The following is an 18,472-nucleotide window of genomic DNA, read 5'->3' as shown; positions in this document are numbered from 1 at the left end:
GGCGGCGTGCGGTCCAGAGCTCGTATAACCAGCTCTGGGCCACGCGCCGCCGTTGAAAGCGCCCTGGATCAGGCCACGGCGCGGAGGACCGGGGCCGCGGCGGCGTCCTGCGGTGCGATCGGCGCCTTGGCCGCGCGGCCGCGGGCCAGCACCCGGCGGACCGTCGCCCGCTCGAGCGCGCCGATGCGCTCCTCCTGGCCGATGACCCCCGTCACGGCCCCGCGGGCGAAGGACAGCGGGCGCAGCAGCAGGGCCGCCTGCGTGAGCGGGGTGTGGCCGACCTGCAGCCGGTCGGCCATCGCGTCGCCCATCCAGCGCCGGGTGAAGCCCGCCAGCACGTAGGCGTTCAGCGCGGTCGCCGGCCGCTGGGCCGGGCCCGGCAGCGCCTGGATCGCGGCCGCCGGGCTGTGCAGCAGCGCGTGCATGAGCTGCGGTCCCTCCTCGCCGGGACCGCTGTCGATGGCGAGCGCGGCGCGCATCTGCGCGCGGGCGGCGGCGTAGTCCGGCGGCGCGAGGTCGAGCGGGACGCCCATCACGTGGGCGATGTAGGCCCACAGGTGCGTCATGTCCTCGAGCTCCTGGCGGCGGTAGTGGACGCCGAGGTCGTGCATCGCGTCGAGGTGGATCGTCAGGAACCCGCCGATCGCCGTCGACCCGGAGTCGCTCGCGCTGATGGGGATGCCCCAGTTGACGGTGTCCCAGCCCCCGCCGTCGCGCAGCAGGTGATCGCGGACGAGGGCGTGCACGATGCGCACGCGGATCGAGCCCGCGTATCCGGCGCCGCCCGGGAGCATCGCGCCCGGGGTCGTGACGTCGACGACCCAGTGGGCGGTCTCGGCCAGGCGGCGCGGGGCCATCCGCTCCAGGCGCCCCGTGGCGGCCAGCGGGCGCGACAGGCTCGCGCTCTGGTAGCCGAACGCGAGCGCGCCGCAGGTCAGCGACAACGACAGTGGGCCCGCGCCTGCCCGCCAGTAGGCGATCGCGCCGGCGCGCAGGCGGTTCGGGTCCACCCAGTCGGGGACCGTCTCGAGTGGCTCGAGGAGCTCGCGCAGCGCGTCCGGGGCATCGCGCGGGAGGGCGCCTGGCCCGCCGGCGATGCCCTGCTCCAGGAGGCGCCAGCCGGCGCCGCCGGGCAGCTCGCGGAACGCTCTGACCACTGCGTCCGCGGCCGGGTCGGCCGTGAAGCAGCCCTCGACCACACGATCGACGAGCTCTGCACCGTGTGTCCGGCGGGCGGCGTCGACGTCACGGAAGCGGGTGGCGAGATCGTGCGCGGTGGTCATGGTTCCGGTCGGGTCGGGTGGTCCTAGGGGACATCGGCGTGACGACCAGTTCCTGGAGGTCAGGCAACGGATGTTTCCACTTGGCACGCTACCACTCGGAAACGCCTGTTGCCAGATCCTGCGAGCATGACTCGCCGATGGCTCCCCTGAAGCCCACCGGCCGCTACGGCGGGTCCAGCGCCGAGGAGCGCCTCGTCGAGCGGCGGGACCGGCTGATGGCCACGGCGCTCGAGCTGCTCGGCACCGAGGGCTGGTCGGGGACGACGGTCCGCTCGGTGTGCGCGCACGCGAAGCTCAACCCGCGCTACTTCTACGAGTCCTTCGCGGACCTCGATGCGCTCGTGGTGGCGGTCTTCGACGCGGTCTCGCTCGACGTCACCCGTACCGTGCTGAGCGCTGCCGCCGCGGCGCCGCGGGACGATCCGCAGGGGGCCGCCCGCCTGGCGATCGGCACGCTCGTCCGCGCGGTGACCGACGACCCGCGGCTTGCCCGCGTCCTGTTCGTCGAGGCGCTCGGCAACGAGGTGCTCGCTCGCCGGCGGCTGGACGGGATGCGCGACCTGTGGCGCATCCTCGCCACCTTCGCCCGCGGTTACTACGGGCGCGAGGACGACGAGGACCCGATCGCCGATGTGGCCGCGGCGCTCCTGGTCGGCGGGTCGACCGAGCTGCTGATCGCGTGGCTCGACGGCCGGCTCGGCATCGACCGCGAGCAGCTGATCGAGGACCTCGCCGAGCTGTTCGTGATCACGGGCGAGGGTGCGATCGCGATCGGCCGCCGTCGCGCGACCGGAGCCTGACGGCCGCGGACGGGCGTGTCGCGCCGCCGCACACCCGACCCCGTCGTGGCACGAGCCGGCGGGCTCACCGTCCTGCGCGATCCGCTGCGTCCCACGGGCCGGCTCCTGCTGCAGGACGACATGGACGCGTCGTACATCGACCTCGCGGACGCGCAGCACCTCGAGTTCGACTACCTGCGCTGGGCGCGGATCGTCCTCCAGAGCGCCGGGGCACGCCGCGTCCTCCACGTCGGGGGCGCGGCCTGCGCGCTGGCGCGGGCCCTGGTGGCGTCGGACCCGGACGGGCGGCACGAGGTCGTCGAGGTCGACCCGGCCGTCCTCGACATCGCGCGTGAGCACCTCGGGCTGCGCCGCATGCCCGGGCTCCGCGTCCGGGTGGGCGACGGCCGCGAGCGCGTGGCGGCCCGCGCCGACGGGAGCGTCGACGCGATCGTCCTGGACGCGTTCGTCGGTGCCCGCGTCCCGGCCCACCTCGTGACGGTCGAGGCCTTGGCGGACGCCGCGCGCGTCGCGCCGCTGACCGTGGTGAACATCGTCGACACCCGCACGCTGGACGCCACCTGGTCGATCGCGGCCGCGCTGCAGATGGCTTACCCGTCGGTGGCGGCGCTGGGCGCCCGTGGGCTCCGCGGCGGGAACGTGGTCCTGATCGGCAGTGCGGACCCACTCCCGTGGGACCGCATCACGGCGCGCGCAGCAGCGGACCGCTCCCCGGCCCGCCTGGTCGCCCCGGCGGACGTGGCCCGCCAGACGCTGGGCCGCATCCCCCGCCACGACCCTGACGGCGAGCCGTCCGCCGGTGCCGCGCCCGATGTGCCACCACGCGCCACATAGGCACCCAGTGGCACATCGAGTCGTCTGGCCGATGCCCTGAACGAGCGGTTGCGCCGGCGGGGCACGGCGCGGTCGCGGAGCGGTGCCCGATGTGCCACCACACGCCACCGGCGAACGTGGTGGCACATCGAACCCCGGTTATTGCCGAACGAGCAGTCCCCTCCCACCCGGGGCGGGGTGCCACCCGCGAGCCGGGAGTGGGCTGTCCCGCGGACCGGGCACCGGGTTATCGCCCAACTAGCAATCCCATCCCATCCGGGACGGACGTGCCACCCCGCCGCGAGCCGGGAGTGGGCTGTCCCGCGGAGCCGCGTTCGTGAGCGAGCGCAGGTGGCCTGGTCCCTGGATGCCGCGCGAACCAGCGGCGTAGGGGGACGGCCGACACCCGGCGGCACCGACGAACACGCCTCAGAGCACAGCACCGACCACCCTCGCCCGAAGCCCGAAGCCCGAAGCCCGAAGCCCGAAGCCCGAAGCCCGAAGCCCCGCCGACCCAGCCCGTCAGCGTCTTCCGGCCACGTCCCGGTACACACCCCACGTCGCTCGGGCCGCGTCCTCCCACGTGAACGGCGGCGGCGGCGGCGCGGGCCGGCTCGCCGCGGCCCCCGCGGCCATCAACCCCGGCAGGTCGTCCTGCGCGACGAAGACCGCGCGCTCCCCGAGGACCTCGCGCAGCGCCGGGACGTCGCAGGCGACGACGGGCGTGCCGCACGCGAGCGCCTCGACCGTCGGCAGCCCGAAGCCCTCGTCGTCGGACGGGAACACGAGCGCGCGGGCACCGGTGTAGAGCGCGGCCAGTTCATCGTCGGTCACGTGGCCGGTGATCGTGATGCCCTCGCGCTTGCCGAGGTCCTTCGCCCACGGACGGGCCGGGCCGACGAGCACCAACGGCAGGTCACGCGGCGTGTCGGCCAGTGCGGCGACGCGCTTGCGCGGGTCGGGGTGCTCCATGCCGCCGACCCAGACGAGGTACTCGCCGTCGGGTAGTCCGTACCGGGCACGGACCGCCGCGACCTCGTCGTCGGGACGCGGATACATCGCGGCGATCGGGGCCTCGCTGACGACGACGAGGTTCGCCTCCGGGACGCGCAGGTGCTTGACCGCGTCGTCGGCGACCGCCTGCGTCGGGACGATCACCCGCTGCGCCCTAGCGATGGCCGCGTAGCGCAGCCGGAACCGGACGCCGGTGCGCAGGTACTCGGCACGGCGCTTGAGGGGGACGAGGTCGTGCAGCGTCACCACCTGCGGGATCGCGGCGCGTAGCGCGGCCCCGTCGATCCACGGCGAGTGGTAGACGTCGACACCGCGCGGCCGGTGCCCCTCGATGATCTCGTCGCCCGGCTCGGCGGTCCGCTGCAGCGCGTCGAGCAGGCTCCGCACGTAGCGGCCGATGCCGCGTGGGTCGCCGGCGGCGCGGCTGTCGAAGCACACGCGCAGGCCCTCGGGACCCCCGGCGGCACGGCTGGCGCGGCGCTCGCGCCGGCGACGGGCGCGGGCCTCGCGCTGGACCTCTTCCTCAGCGGCCGCGGCCTTCGCGCTGTCGGACGGGGCACTCGACGGGCGGCGGGGCGCGGTCACGGGCGGATGAGCGCCTCGACGCGATCGGCGTAGGCGTCGGCGCCGAAGCGCTGTGCTGCGACCCGGGCGGCGCTCCCCATCTGCGTGCGGTCGGCGAGGACCCGGAGGACGCCGGCGGCCAGCGCGTCCGGCTGGCCGGGTTCCACGAGGACGCCGGTGACACCGTCCTCGACGACCTCCGCGAGCCCGCCGACCCGCGTGGCGACGACCGGTGTGCCGACCGCCATCGCCTCGCTGAGCACGGTCCCGAACGGCTCCTGGTGCGACGGCGCGACCAGCACGTCGAGGTGGCGCATGACGCCCGACGCGTTGGCGATCCACGGCAGGTGCTCGACCGCGGTCGCCGCCCTGACCTCCGCGAGGTAGGCGGGGTTCGACTCGTACGGGTCGTCGCCCATGACGATGATCCGCGCGCCGGGCAGGGCGGCGTGCAGCGCGGGCGCGGCGTTGACGAGGTCGATGACGCCTTTGCGCGGTTCGATGCGGCCGACGAAGCCGATGATCGGGCCGTCGGGGACGACGGATGCACCGTCGCCGCCGATCGTCGCGGGCCACGGGGCGTCGGCGGCCGGTGGGTCGAGCTCGATCGGGCAGTAGACGACGTGGGCGTCGAGGCCGGTGAGGCGCTCGGCGACGGCCTCGGAGTCGGCGAGGACGACCTTGGCGTGGTGCCAGTGCCGCGGGACGCGGTCGACGATGTCGTGGACGTGCAGGACGGTGTGGAGGCCGCGCAGCGCGGGGAGCAGCCGCCCGCAGACGGTGGAGTTCAGGTAGACGACGTCCGTGTCCTTCGCCAGGCTGCGCGCCCGCGGCCAGGAGGCGACGGCCCGGGCGCCCTCGCCGGCGCCGAGGCGGCCAACGTCGAGCTTGGTGTGCGCGAAGCCCGCGGTCGTCAGCGGCCCGTCGTCGCCCGGGGTGCTCATCGTGATGTCCCAGCCGCGGTCGCGCAGCCGCTGCGACAGGCGCAGGAAGCCGACCTCCGCCCCGCCGGGATGGTCGACCGGATGCACGCCGAGCATGCGCATCAGGCGACGGGCTCCGCGGCCGGCGTGGCGCTGTCGCGCGCGGCGGCGAAGAACGCGCGGATCTGCTCCTCGGACGACGCCGGGTCGTTCTTCACGGAGTGGATGATGGCGAACCCGCGCTCGCGGAGTGCGGGCGGGCTGTCCGGCAGCCCGCGGTGGGTGATCCCGAAGACGGCCGGCAGGTCGCGGAGCGCAAGGCCGCACGCCCGCGTCATAGCGCCGAGGACCATGTCGTCCCCGAGCCGCGCGTGGAGCCAGCGCGTGGGGTCGTCGAGCCACCCGCGGGCGGCGAGGGCGCCGACCAGCGCGGGGCTGATCGCGCACCCGGCGGCGATGCAGTGCTCGCCGGGTACGTAGCCGCTGCGGGCCGCGCCGCGCAGGACGTCGCGCACGTGCGGGTCCGCCGGGCGGATCCACCACGGGCGGCGCGGCGGGTGTCGCCAGGCCCAGACGGGACGGCGGTGGCGCGCGACCTCCGCGGCGATCGCGCCCACGTCGCGGACGTTCCCGTTGCACGTGCGGTGACAGGAGCCGAGGATGCCGTCCCCCGGCTGGAGTGCCGCGTCGATCGCGTCGGCAAACGGGCCGATGACGAGCGCGTCGGCATCGAGGCGCAGGACCCAGGCCCCGGGCCGGCGTGCGTGCGCCCAGGCGAGCGCCGCGAGCGTCCCGGCCGTCGTCCCCCCGAGCGACGGGATCCCGCGGCCGCGGCGGGGGTTGGGCAGCACGCTGACGGTGAACGCCGCCCCCGGCGGGCGGGACGGGGAGGACGGGTGGGGCCAGCTGCGCGGGGCCGGTGCGCGGCCGCCCTCGTCGTCGACGATCAGGACGTCGGTCGCGCGGGGTTCGTGCGCCGCGATCGACGCGAGCAGGTCGGCGACCCTCGCATGGTCCACGGTCCCCGCGGCGACGGGGATGGCGACGACGAACGGGGACACCGGGGCAGAGCGTAGTGGGACGGCCGTGCCATGTCGCCCCGTCCCCGCACCCGCACCCACGGGCGGCCGACCGCATACGCTGGCACCCGGCGCGGGCACGCAGCCCGCGGACCACCCCATGCGCGTCCTGATCGACACCACCTTCGCCCTCCGCGGCCCCTCCGGCACCGGCGTCTACCTCGCGCGGCTCATCGACGCGCTGCAGCCGCTAGGCGTCGAGGTCGTCGAGGCGCAGAACACCGCCCGCCGGGCCCCCGCAGGCGGGGGCTGGCGCAGCGCGCTCAACGCCGGGACGGACGCCTGGTGGACGACCGTCGCCCTGCCCGCCCGCGCGGCCGCCGTCCAGGCCGACGTCATCCACCACCCGCTCCCGGCCTACGCGCCGCGCACCCGCACCCCACAGGTCGTGACCGTCCACGACCTCGCCTTCGAGCGCGTCCCCGAGTGCTTCGACCCGGCCTTCCGCCGCTGGGCGTCGATCACGCACCGGACCGCGGCCCGCCACGCCGACGCCGTCGTCGCGGTCTCCCACACGACCGCGATGGACGTCCGCGCGCGCTGGGGCGTCCCCGAGGAGCGCATCGTGGTGGCGCGGCACGGTCCCGGCCAGGAGGTCGACGCGAGCCGCCCGCGCGGCGGGGCCAGCCACCTCCTCTACATCGGGGACGACGAGCCGCGCAAGAACCTCGGTCTGCTCCTGGCGGCCCACCGGCTGCTCCGGGCGGACGTCCTCACCGCGGCAGGGACAGACGCGGAGACCGCCGCGGACCGGAACGCCGCCCCGCCGCTCGTCCTCGCGGGGACGGCCCGGCCACCGGTCGGCCACCCCCGCGCGAACGACGGCATCCACGTCGTCGACCGCCCTGAGCCCGAGACGCTCGCCGCCCTGCTGAACGACGCGATCGCGCTCGTCCTCCCCAGCCTCCACGAGGGCTTCGGCCTGACCGCCGTCGAGGCCATGGCCGCCGGCGTCCCGGTGATCGCCGCCCGCTCCCCCGGCCTGACCGAGACCTGCGGCGACGCGGCGCTCTACGTCGACCCCTACGACCCGCAGGACCTCGCAGCGACGATCCGCCGCGTCACCTCCGACCGGGCGCTCCGCGCGGACCTGACCGAACGCGGCCGCCGGCAGGCCGCCGAGCTCTCCTGGGTACGGGCCGCCCGTGCCCATGTGCGGGCCTATAACCTCGCGGCCGATGGCTAGGACCCCCGCGGGCGAGACCGCGACGAACCCGCCCGGACCGACGGGTCGACCGCTGCGCATCGCGATCCTCGGGACCCGCGGCATCCCGGCGTCCTACAGCGGTTTCGAGACGGCCGCCGAGCAGCTGGCCAGCCGGCTGACCGCGAAGGGCCACGAGGTCATCGTCTACTGCCGTCCGCACGTGGTCGATCCGCGCCTGAAGGAGTGGAAGGGCGCGCGCCTGGTCCACATCCCGACGGTCCGCAACAAGTACCTGGACACGTTCACGCACACGTTCCTGTCGGCGGTGCACGCCGCCCGCACGCTGAAGCCGGACGTGGCGCTGTTCTTCATCGCCGGAAACTCGCCGATGTGCCTGATCACGCGCGCCGCCGGCATCCCGACGGTCATCAACGTCGACGGCCTGGACTCCGACCGCTCCAAGTGGCCCGCCATCGCGAAGGCCTACCTGCGCTTCGCCGAGCGCCAGTCACCCCGCTGGGCCGACACCGCGATCACCGACAGCCACGCCGTCGCCGAGATCTTCGGCGAGCGCTACGGCCGGCGGATCGGCGTCGTCCCCTACGGCGTCGAGGATCCGGGGTTCGAGGGCAGCGCGACGCTCGACCGCCTCGGCCTGGAGCCCGACCGCTACATCCTGTTCGTCGGCCGCCTCGAGCCCGAGAACAACCCGCACCTGCTCGTCGACGCGTTCGCCCGCATACCGGAGGCGAAGGCCAAGGGCATGAAGCTCGTGATCGTCGGCGGGGCGCCGTACGCGGACGAGTACATCCGCCAGGTCCGCCGCAAGGGCGACCCCCGCGTCATCTTCCCCGGCTACATCTTCGGCCAGGGCTACTGGGAGCTGCAGCGCCACGCCTACGTCTTCTGCGCGCCCACCGAGGTCGGCGGGACGCACCCGGTCATCCTGGAAGCGCTCGCGGCGGGCAACGCGGTGCTGGTCAACGACCACGCCCCGAACGTGGAGACGGTCGGCGACGCCGGCCTGACGTTCAGCGGCCAGGAGGGCGTCCCGTCGCTCACGGCGCAGCTCGAGCGCCTGCTCGCCGAGCCTGAGCTGGTCAAGGACCTCCGGGCGAAGGCGCTGGAGCGCGCCAAGCGCTACTCGTGGAGCGCGGTCACCGACGAGTACGAGCAGCTCCTGCGCGCCGCGACGGACGCCGGCGGTCCCGGGCGGCTCCCGCCCGAGCTGCTGGACGACGCGGACGACCGCGCCGCGTCCGGCCCCGCCCTCGGCGGCCCGGGCGCTACTTCTTCTTCTTGAGCGCGAAGGCGACCGGGCGGGAGTGGTACGTCAGCCCGTTCGCCGCCTTGTAGGCCAGCCGCACGTCGCCGGCGCGGGCGACCTTCACGTTGCCGAAGACGTAGCCGCGCTTGGCGTCGGTCGTCAGCGACCCCGCCTTCTTGAAGCGGCTGCCCTTCTTCGCTGAGCGCAGCTCGACGGTGATCTTGACCTTGCCCCGCGGGGCGATCCGCGCGACGCCCCAGACCTTCAGGTTCCGGGTCGAGGTCGCGCGGGCGGACGGCAGGTGGATCCCCAGCGCGTAGGCGCCGTACGCGGGCTTGCGCTTGCCGGTCTCGCAGGTGTCCGACGCCTTGATGTAGGTGCAGCTGAGCAGCCCGGTCTGGAACGTCTTGCCGAAGCGCTCGAGGTCCGATTTGCCCTCGATCGGCTTGTCGTCGACGAGCAGGAACTGGCTCAGCGTCCGCGCGTTCGGGTCCTTCCACGCGAGGTACTCGGACTCGTTGTTGAACGCGGCCTGCTGCTTGAGGCTCACGCCGGTCGGGTCCGGCGGGCGTGACTGGTACCCGAACTCGGTCAGGTACAGCGGCACGTTCTTCTGCTTGTCCGGGATCAGCTGGCGGTACCGCTGGTAGATCTTGCGCAGCAGCTTCGTGAGGTCCGGCAGGTTGCCGATCGTCACCCAGTCCTTGGACGTGAACTTCGCCGTCGGCTTGGAGGTCAGCGCGTACGGATGGTGCGCGAAGCCCGTCGCCTGGAACAGCGCCGGGTGCTGCGTGACGAAGTCGGTGAGCGCCTTCGGGCCGACCGGGCAGCTGCGGATGATCGCGGACGAGCCCTTGTACAGCTGCAGGTTCTTGTCGAGGCAGTAGACGTTGCGGATGAACCGCAGCGGGTCCATCGGCAGGCTCGTGTCGAGCTCGTTCTTGCGGCCCTTCGGCGCCGTCTCGCCGATCAGGATCGTGTCCTTGCCGTGATCGGTCAGCTGCAGCGCGCTCCAGGCGGCGTCGACGAGGTTGCGGTAGAGGACGGGCGCGGTCTCGACGAACGCCTTCTTGGACCGGGGGTCGCGGGCGGACTGCGGGGACAGCCAGGCCGCCTGGTTCGGCTCGTTCCAGATCGACCAGTAGCGCACGCGCGGGATCAGGGACCCGTCGGCGGTCCACGCCCCGCTGTAGCGCTTGCCGAGCGCGACGACGAACTGCCCGAACTCCTTCGGCCGGGGGTCGAAGGTCTCCTTCAGGTCCTCACGGCCGGCGGCCGGGGTCCCCGTGGCCCAGAACGGCGCCGGCGAGGTGACGTTGAAGTTCACGGCGATGTTGCGCTCGCGGGCGAGGCGGACGATCTGGTCGTACCGAGCCCAGGCGCCCGGGGGATAGGCGTCCGGGTTCGTCGCGTCGAAGTCGGCGGGCCGGACGGTGTTCTTGCTGTCGGGCGCGACGGTGGCCCAGAAGACCGACACGCGGATCCGGTCGACGCCGAGCGTCTTGAGCTCGTCCATGACCTTCGCGGTCGCCCCGGGGGCGTCGTTGAAGATCAGCGAGTTGTCGTCCTGGAACATCGACTCCAGGTCCTTCTTGGCACTCGCGGGGCCTGCGGTGACGGCGAGCGACACGCACAGCAGCGCGAGGCAGGTGAGGGCGAGGGTGCGGAGCGGGCGGAGCAGGGGCATGCGAAAGGGGGTGATGTCCGGAGGACCCGTCACGGGTCAGGGAGTTGCGCTGCCGGGAGCCGGTGCAGTGCCGCCGGCGGGGGTTGCCGGCGTCCCGGTCTGGCCGGTGACGGCGGTCGCGCCGGTCCTGCGGCTGGCCTCCAGGAACAGTGTGACACCCTGGGTCGACCGCGGGTCGAGGTAGAGCGCGGGCCCCAGCTCCTTCAGCGCCTGCGCGGCGTTCCCGACGCCCAGGTCGTAGCTGGCCAGGTAGATCCACGGAGTCGGGTTCTGGGGCTGCAGCGCGACCGCGCGCTCAAGCGCCGCGCGGGCCGCCTTCGGCTGCTTCGCGGCGCCTTCGACGGCGGACAGCGTCAGCAGCGGGTCGATCGACAGCGGATCGCGGTCGACCGCGCGCTGGGCGGCCTCCCGGGCCGCGTCGACCTTGTTCTCGCCGAGCAACGCGAGGGCGTCGTTGCCGGCGTTGAAGGACCGCAGCGGCTGCCACGTCGCCCAGGCGAACGAGACGGCCAGCACCACGGTGACCGCCGCCGCGACGAGGGCGACGGGGTTGCGTGCGCCGTCGCGGAGCCGGGCGACAGCCGCGGTCGCGGCGGCCCGCGGGCCGGTGGCGGTGGACGTGCCGGTCGCGCCGGCGGCGGCCGGGTCCGTCAGCGGGACGGGGGCGAGGCGGTGGTCGCCGCGACCGGCGACCCAGCCCGCGCAGAGCAGCGCGATGACGGCGGTCCCGGGGACGAACCACGTCCAGTCGACGGCGGAGTGCACGCCGAAGACCACGACGATCGCGGTCAGCGTGAGCAGGCCGACGCGCTCGGGGTCGAACGGCTCCTGCCGCCAGCGGCGCGGCGTGAGCCCGGTGGTGCGTGCCGCGGCGACGCCCCACCCGATGAGCAGCAGCAGGCTCGCGGCGAGGCCGATCAGGCCGAGGTCGGCGGCGGTCTGGAAGAGGTAGCCGTGGGCGTGCTTGACCTCGTAGCCGTCCTCGCGGAAGCGGGCGCGGGCCGTCGCGAAGCCGCCGGCGCCGGCGCCGTAGAGCGGCCGTGCCTTGTAGATCTTGAGGGACTGCTCGTAGTACGTCGCGCGCACGCTGCCGACCGCGGTCAGGCGCCCCGGGTCGTTCGCGGGGGTGATCGCGTCCGGGTCGGTCAGCTGGTTCCACGTGTGGGAGATCGAGCCCTGCAGGCCGCGGTCGGAGGACGCCAGCACGCCGGCACCGGCGACCGGGACCAGGGCCAAAACCGCGAAGCAGACGGCTCCGGCGCGGCGGCGTGCACGCAGGGAGGGCGCCTGCCGCGACCGCGCGAAGCCGACCGCGAGGCCGACGGCGAGCAGCAGCAGCGACAGGCCCAGCACCGCGAAACCGAGCTCGTGGCCGGCGGTGGCACGGTCCTCGAGCGGGACGCGGTCCTTGCTGAGCGCGTCGGTGTTGAAGGCCCAGGTGCTGACGAGCAGCGCACCGGCGGCGGCGGGGGCGAGCACCGCGACGCCGCGCAGGCGCAGCGGGACGACGGTGAACCAGAAGGCGGCGCCGGCGACGGCGGCCAGGATCGACCCGCGCGAGTAGGCCAGCAGGACGACGACCAGCAGCAGCCCGAGCAGCGGCGTGGCGAGCGCGTTGACGGCGGCGTGGCCGGAGCGGCGCGCGCCCAGCCACAGGCAGCCGGGGACGCCGAGCGCGGCCATCAGGCCCACGGCGTTCCAGTAGCCGAACGGCTCGCGCAGGCGGGCGTAGGTCTCGTCCTCGGCGAGCGCGCCGGGGAAGACCTTGGTCGCCAGCGCGTAGGCGGAGACGACGAGCACTGCGGCGAGGATCGCCCCGAGCAGGGCGGACCAGCGCCCCGGCGCCAGGCGCACGAGCGCGATGCCCAGGCCGAACGTCGCCAGGTACGCCAGCGTGCGGGCGCTCTCGAGCCAGGCGTCCGCGGGCTGGACGGCCCACCCGATCGAGGCGATCGTCACCGCGGCGAGCACCGCGAAGAGCAGCAGCGACAGGCCGCCGTGCAGCCGCCGCGCGCCGGTCAGCAGCAGCGCGAGCGCGCCGACCAGGCCGCCGATGAGCTGCAGGCCCATCTCCACCGTGGTGGTCGGCCCGAGGCTGAGGCCGCCGCCGCCCTCCAGGGCGACCGCGGCCATGAGCAGCGCCAGAGCACCGCCGAAGAGCAGGTCGGCGGACGGCCGGCGCAGCCCCAGGGGCAGCGCGGCCGCCCGGCCGCGGACGTCAGGCCGTGCGCTGAACGCGGGTGCGGACAAGGCTTCGCAGCTTCGGGATGAGGGCGCAGACGGTGCCGAGCGCCATGAGCAGCAGGATGACCACGAACGGCGACGGCAGGGAGTTCAGCGAGCCGAGCTCCCCGTGGCCGAGCGAGTCCGAGCGCAGCTGCTGGCCGCCGATGTCGACGGTGCTGGGCGCGGCCTTGAGCTTGTCGATCGACGCGCGCTCCTGCGGGGTCGCCGTGGACAGCGCGGCGTCGTAGTCGCCGAGGCCGGACCCGGTCCCGCCGCCCGAGCCGGTGTCGCCACCCGCTCCGCCGGCGCTGCCGGTGCCGCCCCCGGAGCCGCCGGTCGTCCCGCCCGCGCCGGACCCGGAGCCCGAGTCCCCGCCGGTGGATGTCCCGCCGATGCCGAGCTGCGCGCGCCGGATGACGTCGCGGCAGTCGGTGTACTCGTCCACGTCGGTCGGGATGTTGCGCAGCGCGTCCGCGTACTCCGCCGCGCTGTACTTCTTCGTGAGCTTGCTGTCGTCGGCGCAGTCGGCGACGACCTTCGTCCCGACGCCGGCGTGGGCAGCGGCCGGGGTGATCGCGCCGACGGCCAGGAGGCAGGCGATCAGGCGCGGGGCGACGGAACGGAAAGTGGTTCGGGGCAATGCGGCGGCCACGTTAACACTCCTTCATTGGGGTGGGGGACCCGGCGTCGTCCAGGGCGGCGGCGAAGGCGTCCGCCCACGCAGCATGCGTGAACGGCGCGACGTCGCGCGCGGCCTGGGCGCCGAGCGTGGTGCGGAGGTCGGGGTCCTGCTGGAGCCGGGTCAGCGCGCCGCTCAGGGCAGCGACGTCACCGGCCGGGACGACGAGGCCGTTGCGCCCGTCGCGGACGAGCCCACCCGCGGCGGCGCCGACGGCGTCGGAGGCGATGATGGGCAGGCGCTGGTTCATGGCTTCGTTGGCGATCAGGCCCCACGGCTCCCTGAAGCTGCGGGTGGGGACCGACGGTATGACCAAGACGTCCGAGTGGTGCAGGAAGTTGCGCAGTGACTCGGGGTCCAGGTGCCCTACGGCGTGCACCGCGCCGCCGGCGTCGACCGAGATGAAGTCCGGGGTGACGCCGGCGAGAACGAGCGCGGTGGGTGCAGACCCAAGCCTGGAGGCACGCCAGGCATCGAGCAGAACCTGCACACCCTTTTCCCGCGTGGGCCGTCCGGCGAACATCGCGACGAAGGGACGTTCGACGGCGGACACGATCGGCTGCGGCGGCGGGAACGGCCCGTCGGCGGCCCAGAACGCGTTGTCGACCGCCTGCGGGGCGACGGTCGTCCGGCGCGCGCCCTGGGAGCGCGCGAACGCGCTGACGTGCTCGCCGTAGGTCACGACGTGGGCGGCCTGGCGGTAGACCAGGCGCATGAGTGGCCACGCGGCGAGGTGCGCCGGCGACTGCAGCTGCCCCCACAGCGCGCTCCACAGGACGAACGGGATGCCTGCCGTCCGCGCCCCGCTGAAGGCGGCGGGCAGCGCGGTCCGGCCCGCGGTCCCGCAGACGACGGCGCGGTAGTCGCCCGACGCCGCGAGCGCGCGGACCTCGGTCTGGGTGACGTGCCGGTGCGGGACGCCGGGGTCGGCGACGGCGCCCGTCGCATGGTGCGAGCGGCCGCCGAAGAGCGCGAGCTCGACCCGGGTCCGGGCGTGGAGCGCCGCGAACGCGCCGACGCGGTCCGGCGCCACGAGGTTCGTGACGAACAGGACTGGCCGGGGGTCCTGCATGCTCATGCTGCCGCCGAGTGGGCGAACGAGCCCCTGGGCGAGTCCTTCGGCATCACGCGCCCGTGGAGCCGGCGTGCCGGCGGACCGCGAGGCCGTACGCGTAGACCGTCTGCGCGCCGCAGCGCTCCCAGGTGAAGTGGGCGCTGACGGTCTCCCGCGCACGGGTGCTGCGGACCGCGAGCTCCCGCGGGTCCTCCAGCTCGGTCCGGATGGCGTCCGCGAGCGCCTCGACGTCGCCGGGCGGGACGAGCACGATGCCGTCGCCGGCCGCGGCGATCTCCTGCGGTCCCGGCTCCCCGAGGCAGCCGATTACCGGGACGCCGGCGGCCATCGCCTCGACGTAGGCCACGCCGAAGGCCTCGTCGACGGACGGCATGACGAAGAGGTGCGCGCGGCGGGCCCGCGCCACCGCCTCCGGATGGGGCAGCTGGCCGGTGAACTCGACGCGGTCGCTGAGGCCCAGCTCGTCGGCGAGGGCGGCCAGCCGGCCGCGCTCGGGACCGTCCCCCACGATCACGTAGCGGAGCTTCGGCATCGTCTTGCGCAGCGCCCACATGGCGCGCAGCACGTCCTGGTGGCGCTTGCGACCCACCAGGTGCGCGACCGTGACCAGGGTGGGGTCGCCGGGGCGGGACTCGAGCGCCGCGGGCATGTCCGTGCCGAGCCGGACGACCCGAGCCTCGCGGGCGTCCAGGCCGCGCGCGTCGCGGGCCATCCCGGCCGAGTTGGCCAGGACGAGGTCGGCGCGCGCGAACGTCGCCCGGACGGCGGCCTTGCCGGCCGGCGAGTGCGGGGCGGTGTGGAAGATGTCGCCGCCGTGGACGGACACGACGAGCGGGACGTCGGCCAGCCCGGCCCGCCGGACGGCTTCGCCGGCCGGGACCGCGTTGTGCGCGTGGATCAGGTCGAACGCGAAGCCCGTCGCCCGCAGGCGCTTGAGGGCACGCGCCAGCGGCCACGCGGCCCAGCGTCCCCAGCTGCCGTAGGTCTGCGGTCGCGGCGGCGAGACGAAGCGGACGTAGGTGACGGGTATGCCGTCGAGCGTCGTGGTCCGCGGCTGGGCGAGCAGGATCCGCGCGGCCGCCGGCAGCTCCCGGCGCGGCGTGGAGAGCGGCGGGATCGGCCGGTACAGGACCAGGACGTGCACCTCGGCCCCGGCGTCCTGCGCGGCGATGGCCTGCCGGTGCGCCCAGATGCCGAGGACGGGGTCGTCCGCACGGGGGTAGAACTCGGCGACGATGCAGACCTTCAGCCGGGGTCCGTCGGCCGACCGCGGCGCCGCAGGAGTCGGGGAATACGGGTTGCTCAAGGCGCCATGAGCTCGACGGTCGGGAAGTACGTGGCGTAGCGGGCGTTGTCGCGCGTGAGGAGGCGGAGCCCGGCCAGCTCTGCGTGTGCGCCGATGTAAAAGTCGGGGAGCGGTGAGCGCCGCGATCCGCCGGCGCGCCGGTAGGCGAGGAACGCCTGCGAGGTGCGGTAGGCGGCTGACCATGGCAGATCGAGCCGCGCCAGCTCCATGGACGCGAGCGCCCGGTCGACGGCGTCCGCGGACCCGAACGGCGTCGACACCTCGGCGTAGACGATGGGGTTGATCGCGACCGGCCCCTCCGAAGCGGCAATCGCCAGCGCTCGTCGCGACCCAGCGTGATTCGCGGGGTCGCCGGACATCACGTCGATGAGCACGTTCGCGTCGACCAGTGTGGTGACGGCGTCAGGCATCGCCACGGGTCAGCCGCATGACCTCGTCGGCGGTCATGCCGTTCCAGCTGTCCTTCGCGGCCTCGAGCCCGGACAGGCGCGACTCGAGCTCGTCCGGCGTGGGCGCGGTCCACGCGCGGCGCAGCTGGAGCACCGTCCCGTCCGAGACGAACTCGACCTCGGTCCCCGGCGCGAGGCCGTGGCGTTCGCGGAGGTCCTTCGGGATCGTGACCTGGCCCTTCGAGGTGAGGCGCATTGCGGGTCCTGACTTCAGGAGATCGACGGTGTTACCGGTAAGACTCTAGCGAGCGGACCTCGTCGCGGGTGACGTAGGGCCGGCCTGCGAGGAACGCGCGGGCCTCGTCCACGGCCGCTTCACGGGAGTAGCCGGCGCCGGCCGGGGCCTGCGTGTGACCGACGGGGACGGCGTCCACGACGCCGATCGGCCAGCCCCGGTCACGGGCGACCGCGGCCCAGTGGGCGTCGAGGCCCCAGCCCATCCGCAGCTCCTGCGGGAACGGGAGCAGCGTGTCGAACGTGTCCCGGTGGAAGAGCGTCACGGGGCCGATCTCGACGAACGTGGTCCGCCGGGTGCCTGCGCCGTGGCGGCGCGTCACGGGCCAGGCGGCGTGCGAGTGCAGGCGATGGGCGGGCTGGGCGAGTTTCAGCCCGTTGCGGGTCGCCTGGTCGATCAGGACGTCCAGGAACGCGGGCGGCAGTGCGACGTCGTCGTCGAGCACGAGCAGCCAGTCGTGGTCGTCCAGTGCGTGCGCGGCGAGCTGGTCGTTCAGGTGCTCGAACTTGCCGCGGCCGGGGTGGAGCGGGCCGACGGCGACGATGACGGGGTGGCGGCTGCGTGCGAGCTCGTCGAGGGCGGCGGGCATGAGGCTGCCGGGCCGCTCGACGCCCACCACCAGCACGCTGGCGTCGGGGGTCGCGCCCCCGGCGCCGCCTGTGCCCTCCGGAACCGAACGTCGATTTCCCCACGCGAGGTCGCGGGAGAACCGTCGTTCGGCCTGCGCGTCCGCGCCCCGTCGTTCGCCATGCGCGTCCGCCTCCCGTGGGCCCGAACGTCGATTTCCCCACGCGAGAGAGCGGGAGAACCGACGTTCACTTCCGGCTCGTGCGTCTCCGATCACCGAGCGTCGGTTTCCCCACGCCGGGACGCGGGGGAACCGACGCTCACCTCCGGTGGTCGTCGGGGCGTCCCGGATCGCGGCGCCACCGGCCAGCGCGCGCGCCCGCGCCCGCGGGGCGGCCGTCCGGACGTCGGCCACGACGTCGGCCGCGTGGCGCAGCCTGCCTCGCAGCCCGCCGACGGTCCCGCTGCTGCCGGAGAGGAAGTCGTCGACCCCTGGGGTGGCCGGGGGCGGCTGCGGCGCCCAGGCCTCGCGGACCCGTCCCCACGAGTGCGCGGCCAGCACCAGCCCGTTCGCGCAGCGATAGCGGACGCTGTGCAGCAGGCAGCCGGCCAACACCCGCAGCTCGCCGCGCAGCCCCGGCGCGGTGCCCTTGAAGACGTCGTACCGGCGGGCCCCGCGACCACGGCCGTAGGCGGCCAGCGACAGCGAGCGCAGCCGGCTGTCGTCGCCCGCCCTGCGGTGGTCGAGTCCGGCGGCGGCGACGTACCGCACGCGCCCGCCGGCGGCGCGGAAGCGGTCCTGCCACTCGGCCTCGTCGCCCGCCGACGTCCGGCTGACGTCGAACGGCCCCACGCGAGCGACGGCGCTGCGGCGGATCGCCATGTTGGCGCCCCATCCGTAGGGCACGTCGGCGTCGTCCGGCCCGTGGTCCAGGAAGGTGATCGGCGCGCCCTCGCGCCCGCACATCCGCAGCGCGTGGTCCTCGAAGACGGGGACGATCGGACCGGTGAGGACGCCCACGTCGTCCGGCAGCGCTGCGGCTGCGCCCAGGAGCGCGTCGAGCCAGCCCGCGTGCACGCGGACGTCGTCGTCGACGTAGATCGCGAGGTCCGTCGTGATCGCGTCGAGCCCCAGGTTGCGGGCGACGTTCAGGCCCGGCGTGCCCGTGTCGTTTGGCAGGTACTCGACCGCGTGCCGCGCGGCGACCGCCTGCGTGTCGGCGGAGGGGCCGTCGTCCACCACCAGCACCCCGGCGCCGGCCGCCCGCGCCTGCGGGACGATCGACGCGAGCGCCACGTCGAGGTACGCGGCGCGATGGCGGGTCGGGAGGATGACGGTCGCGGACGGGCGCATCGGG

Annotated in this window: 16 protein-coding genes; 4 read left to right on the top strand and 12 right to left on the bottom strand. The window is 74.6% G+C overall.

What is annotated here, in order from left to right:
• Positions 1-68: 68 nt before the first annotated feature.
• Positions 69-1,283, bottom strand: coding sequence for an oxygenase MpaB family protein (locus DSM112329_RS24880; RefSeq protein ID WP_354699263.1), 1,215 nt, complete (start codon positions 1,281-1,283; stop codon positions 69-71).
• 137 nt (positions 1,284-1,420) lie between these two features.
• Here DSM112329_RS24880 and DSM112329_RS24875 point away from each other — a divergent pair, with 137 nt between their 5' ends.
• Positions 1,421-2,083 (top strand): TetR family transcriptional regulator, encoded by a 663-nt coding sequence (locus DSM112329_RS24875; protein ID WP_354699262.1) that lies wholly within the window; start codon positions 1,421-1,423, stop codon positions 2,081-2,083.
• Positions 2,084-2,098: 15 nt separating this feature from the next.
• Positions 2,099-2,917 (top strand): fused MFS/spermidine synthase, encoded by an 819-nt coding sequence (locus DSM112329_RS24870; protein WP_354699261.1) that lies wholly within the window; start codon positions 2,099-2,101, stop codon positions 2,915-2,917.
• A 501-nt stretch (positions 2,918-3,418) separates the two neighbouring features.
• Here the strand turns inward: DSM112329_RS24870 and DSM112329_RS24865 are convergent.
• Genes DSM112329_RS24865 through DSM112329_RS24855 form a run of 3 tightly spaced genes read right to left on the bottom strand, consistent with a single transcriptional unit; the run spans position 3,419 to position 6,458 of the window.
• Entirely contained in the window at positions 3,419-4,495 is a 1,077-nt protein-coding gene (locus DSM112329_RS24865; RefSeq protein ID WP_354699260.1) for a glycosyltransferase family 1 protein, read from the bottom strand.
• Positions 4,492-5,520, bottom strand: a complete 1,029-nt coding sequence (locus DSM112329_RS24860; RefSeq protein ID WP_354699259.1) for a glycosyltransferase family 4 protein — start codon at positions 5,518-5,520, stop codon at positions 4,492-4,494. The genes DSM112329_RS24865 and DSM112329_RS24860 overlap by 4 nt, the downstream gene beginning before the upstream one ends.
• Positions 5,520-6,458, bottom strand: a complete 939-nt coding sequence (locus DSM112329_RS24855; protein ID WP_354699258.1) for a hypothetical protein — start codon at positions 6,456-6,458, stop codon at positions 5,520-5,522. Before DSM112329_RS24855 ends, DSM112329_RS24860 begins: the two co-directional genes overlap by 1 nt.
• 118 nt (positions 6,459-6,576) lie before the next feature.
• Between DSM112329_RS24855 and DSM112329_RS24850 the strand changes: the two genes are divergently transcribed.
• Positions 6,577-7,662 (top strand): glycosyltransferase family 1 protein, encoded by a 1,086-nt coding sequence (locus DSM112329_RS24850; RefSeq protein WP_354699257.1) that lies wholly within the window; start codon positions 6,577-6,579, stop codon positions 7,660-7,662.
• Positions 7,655-8,926: a glycosyltransferase gene (locus DSM112329_RS24845; RefSeq protein ID WP_354699256.1), complete on the top strand. Its 1,272-nt coding sequence runs from the start codon at positions 7,655-7,657 to the stop codon at positions 8,924-8,926. Before DSM112329_RS24850 ends, DSM112329_RS24845 begins: the two co-directional genes overlap by 8 nt.
• Here the strand turns inward: DSM112329_RS24845 and DSM112329_RS24840 are convergent.
• Genes DSM112329_RS24840 through DSM112329_RS24805 form a run of 8 tightly spaced genes read right to left on the bottom strand, consistent with a single transcriptional unit; the run spans position 8,910 to position 18,468 of the window.
• Positions 8,910-10,577: a hypothetical protein gene (locus tag DSM112329_RS24840; protein WP_354699255.1), complete on the bottom strand. Its 1,668-nt coding sequence runs from the start codon at positions 10,575-10,577 to the stop codon at positions 8,910-8,912. The genes DSM112329_RS24845 and DSM112329_RS24840 overlap by 17 nt on opposite strands.
• A gap of 36 nt (positions 10,578-10,613) precedes the next feature.
• The gene (locus DSM112329_RS24835; protein WP_354699254.1) at positions 10,614-12,827 is read right to left on the bottom strand and encodes an O-antigen ligase family protein; all 2,214 of its coding nucleotides are present in this window, start codon (positions 12,825-12,827) and stop codon (positions 10,614-10,616) included.
• Positions 12,796-13,443 carry a hypothetical protein gene (locus DSM112329_RS24830; RefSeq protein WP_354699253.1) on the bottom strand — a complete coding sequence of 216 codons (648 nt, stop codon included), beginning with the start codon at positions 13,441-13,443 and terminating at the stop codon, positions 12,796-12,798. The genes DSM112329_RS24835 and DSM112329_RS24830 overlap by 32 nt, the downstream gene beginning before the upstream one ends.
• A gap of 13 nt (positions 13,444-13,456) precedes the next feature.
• Positions 13,457-14,560, bottom strand: a complete 1,104-nt coding sequence (locus DSM112329_RS24825) for a glycosyltransferase family 4 protein (RefSeq protein ID WP_354699252.1) — start codon at positions 14,558-14,560, stop codon at positions 13,457-13,459.
• A gap of 46 nt (positions 14,561-14,606) precedes the next feature.
• Positions 14,607-15,863, bottom strand: coding sequence for a glycosyltransferase (locus DSM112329_RS24820; protein ID WP_354699251.1), 1,257 nt, complete (start codon positions 15,861-15,863; stop codon positions 14,607-14,609).
• A complete protein-coding gene (locus DSM112329_RS24815; protein ID WP_354699250.1) occupies positions 15,860-16,273 on the bottom strand; it encodes a type II toxin-antitoxin system VapC family toxin in 414 nt (137 codons plus the stop codon). The genes DSM112329_RS24820 and DSM112329_RS24815 overlap by 4 nt, the downstream gene beginning before the upstream one ends.
• Positions 16,266-16,508 (bottom strand): AbrB/MazE/SpoVT family DNA-binding domain-containing protein, encoded by a 243-nt coding sequence (locus tag DSM112329_RS24810; protein ID WP_354699249.1) that lies wholly within the window; start codon positions 16,506-16,508, stop codon positions 16,266-16,268. Before DSM112329_RS24810 ends, DSM112329_RS24815 begins: the two co-directional genes overlap by 8 nt.
• A 31-nt stretch (positions 16,509-16,539) precedes the next feature.
• Entirely contained in the window at positions 16,540-18,468 is a 1,929-nt protein-coding gene (locus tag DSM112329_RS24805) for a glycosyltransferase (RefSeq protein WP_354699248.1), read from the bottom strand.
• Positions 18,469-18,472 lie beyond the last annotated feature (4 nt).

The organism is Paraconexibacter sp. AEG42_29, from assembly GCF_040581415.1.
Lineage (GTDB): Bacteria > Actinomycetota > Thermoleophilia > Solirubrobacterales > Solirubrobacteraceae > Paraconexibacter.
This window is presented reverse-complemented; position numbering and strand designations above follow the sequence as displayed.

Excerpts from the sequence above, each read along its gene's own strand:
- DSM112329_RS24880 (WP_354699263.1), bottom strand. The coding sequence starts at position 1,283 with ATGACCACCGCGCACGATCTCGCCACCCGCTTCCGTGACGTCGACGCC.
- DSM112329_RS24875 (WP_354699262.1), top strand. The coding sequence starts at position 1,421 with ATGGCTCCCCTGAAGCCCACCGGCCGCTACGGCGGGTCCAGCGCCGAG.
- DSM112329_RS24860 (WP_354699259.1), bottom strand. The coding sequence starts at position 5,520 with ATGCGCATGCTCGGCGTGCATCCGGTCGACCATCCCGGCGGGGCGGAG.
- DSM112329_RS24850 (WP_354699257.1), top strand. The coding sequence starts at position 6,577 with ATGCGCGTCCTGATCGACACCACCTTCGCCCTCCGCGGCCCCTCCGGC.
- DSM112329_RS24845 (WP_354699256.1), top strand. The coding sequence starts at position 7,655 with ATGGCTAGGACCCCCGCGGGCGAGACCGCGACGAACCCGCCCGGACCG.
- DSM112329_RS24840 (WP_354699255.1), bottom strand. The coding sequence starts at position 10,577 with ATGCCCCTGCTCCGCCCGCTCCGCACCCTCGCCCTCACCTGCCTCGCG.
- DSM112329_RS24825 (WP_354699252.1), bottom strand. The coding sequence starts at position 14,560 with ATGAGCATGCAGGACCCCCGGCCAGTCCTGTTCGTCACGAACCTCGTG.
- DSM112329_RS24815 (WP_354699250.1), bottom strand. The coding sequence starts at position 16,273 with ATGCCTGACGCCGTCACCACACTGGTCGACGCGAACGTGCTCATCGAC.
- DSM112329_RS24810 (WP_354699249.1), bottom strand. The coding sequence starts at position 16,508 with ATGCGCCTCACCTCGAAGGGCCAGGTCACGATCCCGAAGGACCTCCGC.
- DSM112329_RS24805 (WP_354699248.1), bottom strand. The coding sequence starts at position 18,468 with ATGCGCCCGTCCGCGACCGTCATCCTCCCGACCCGCCATCGCGCCGCG.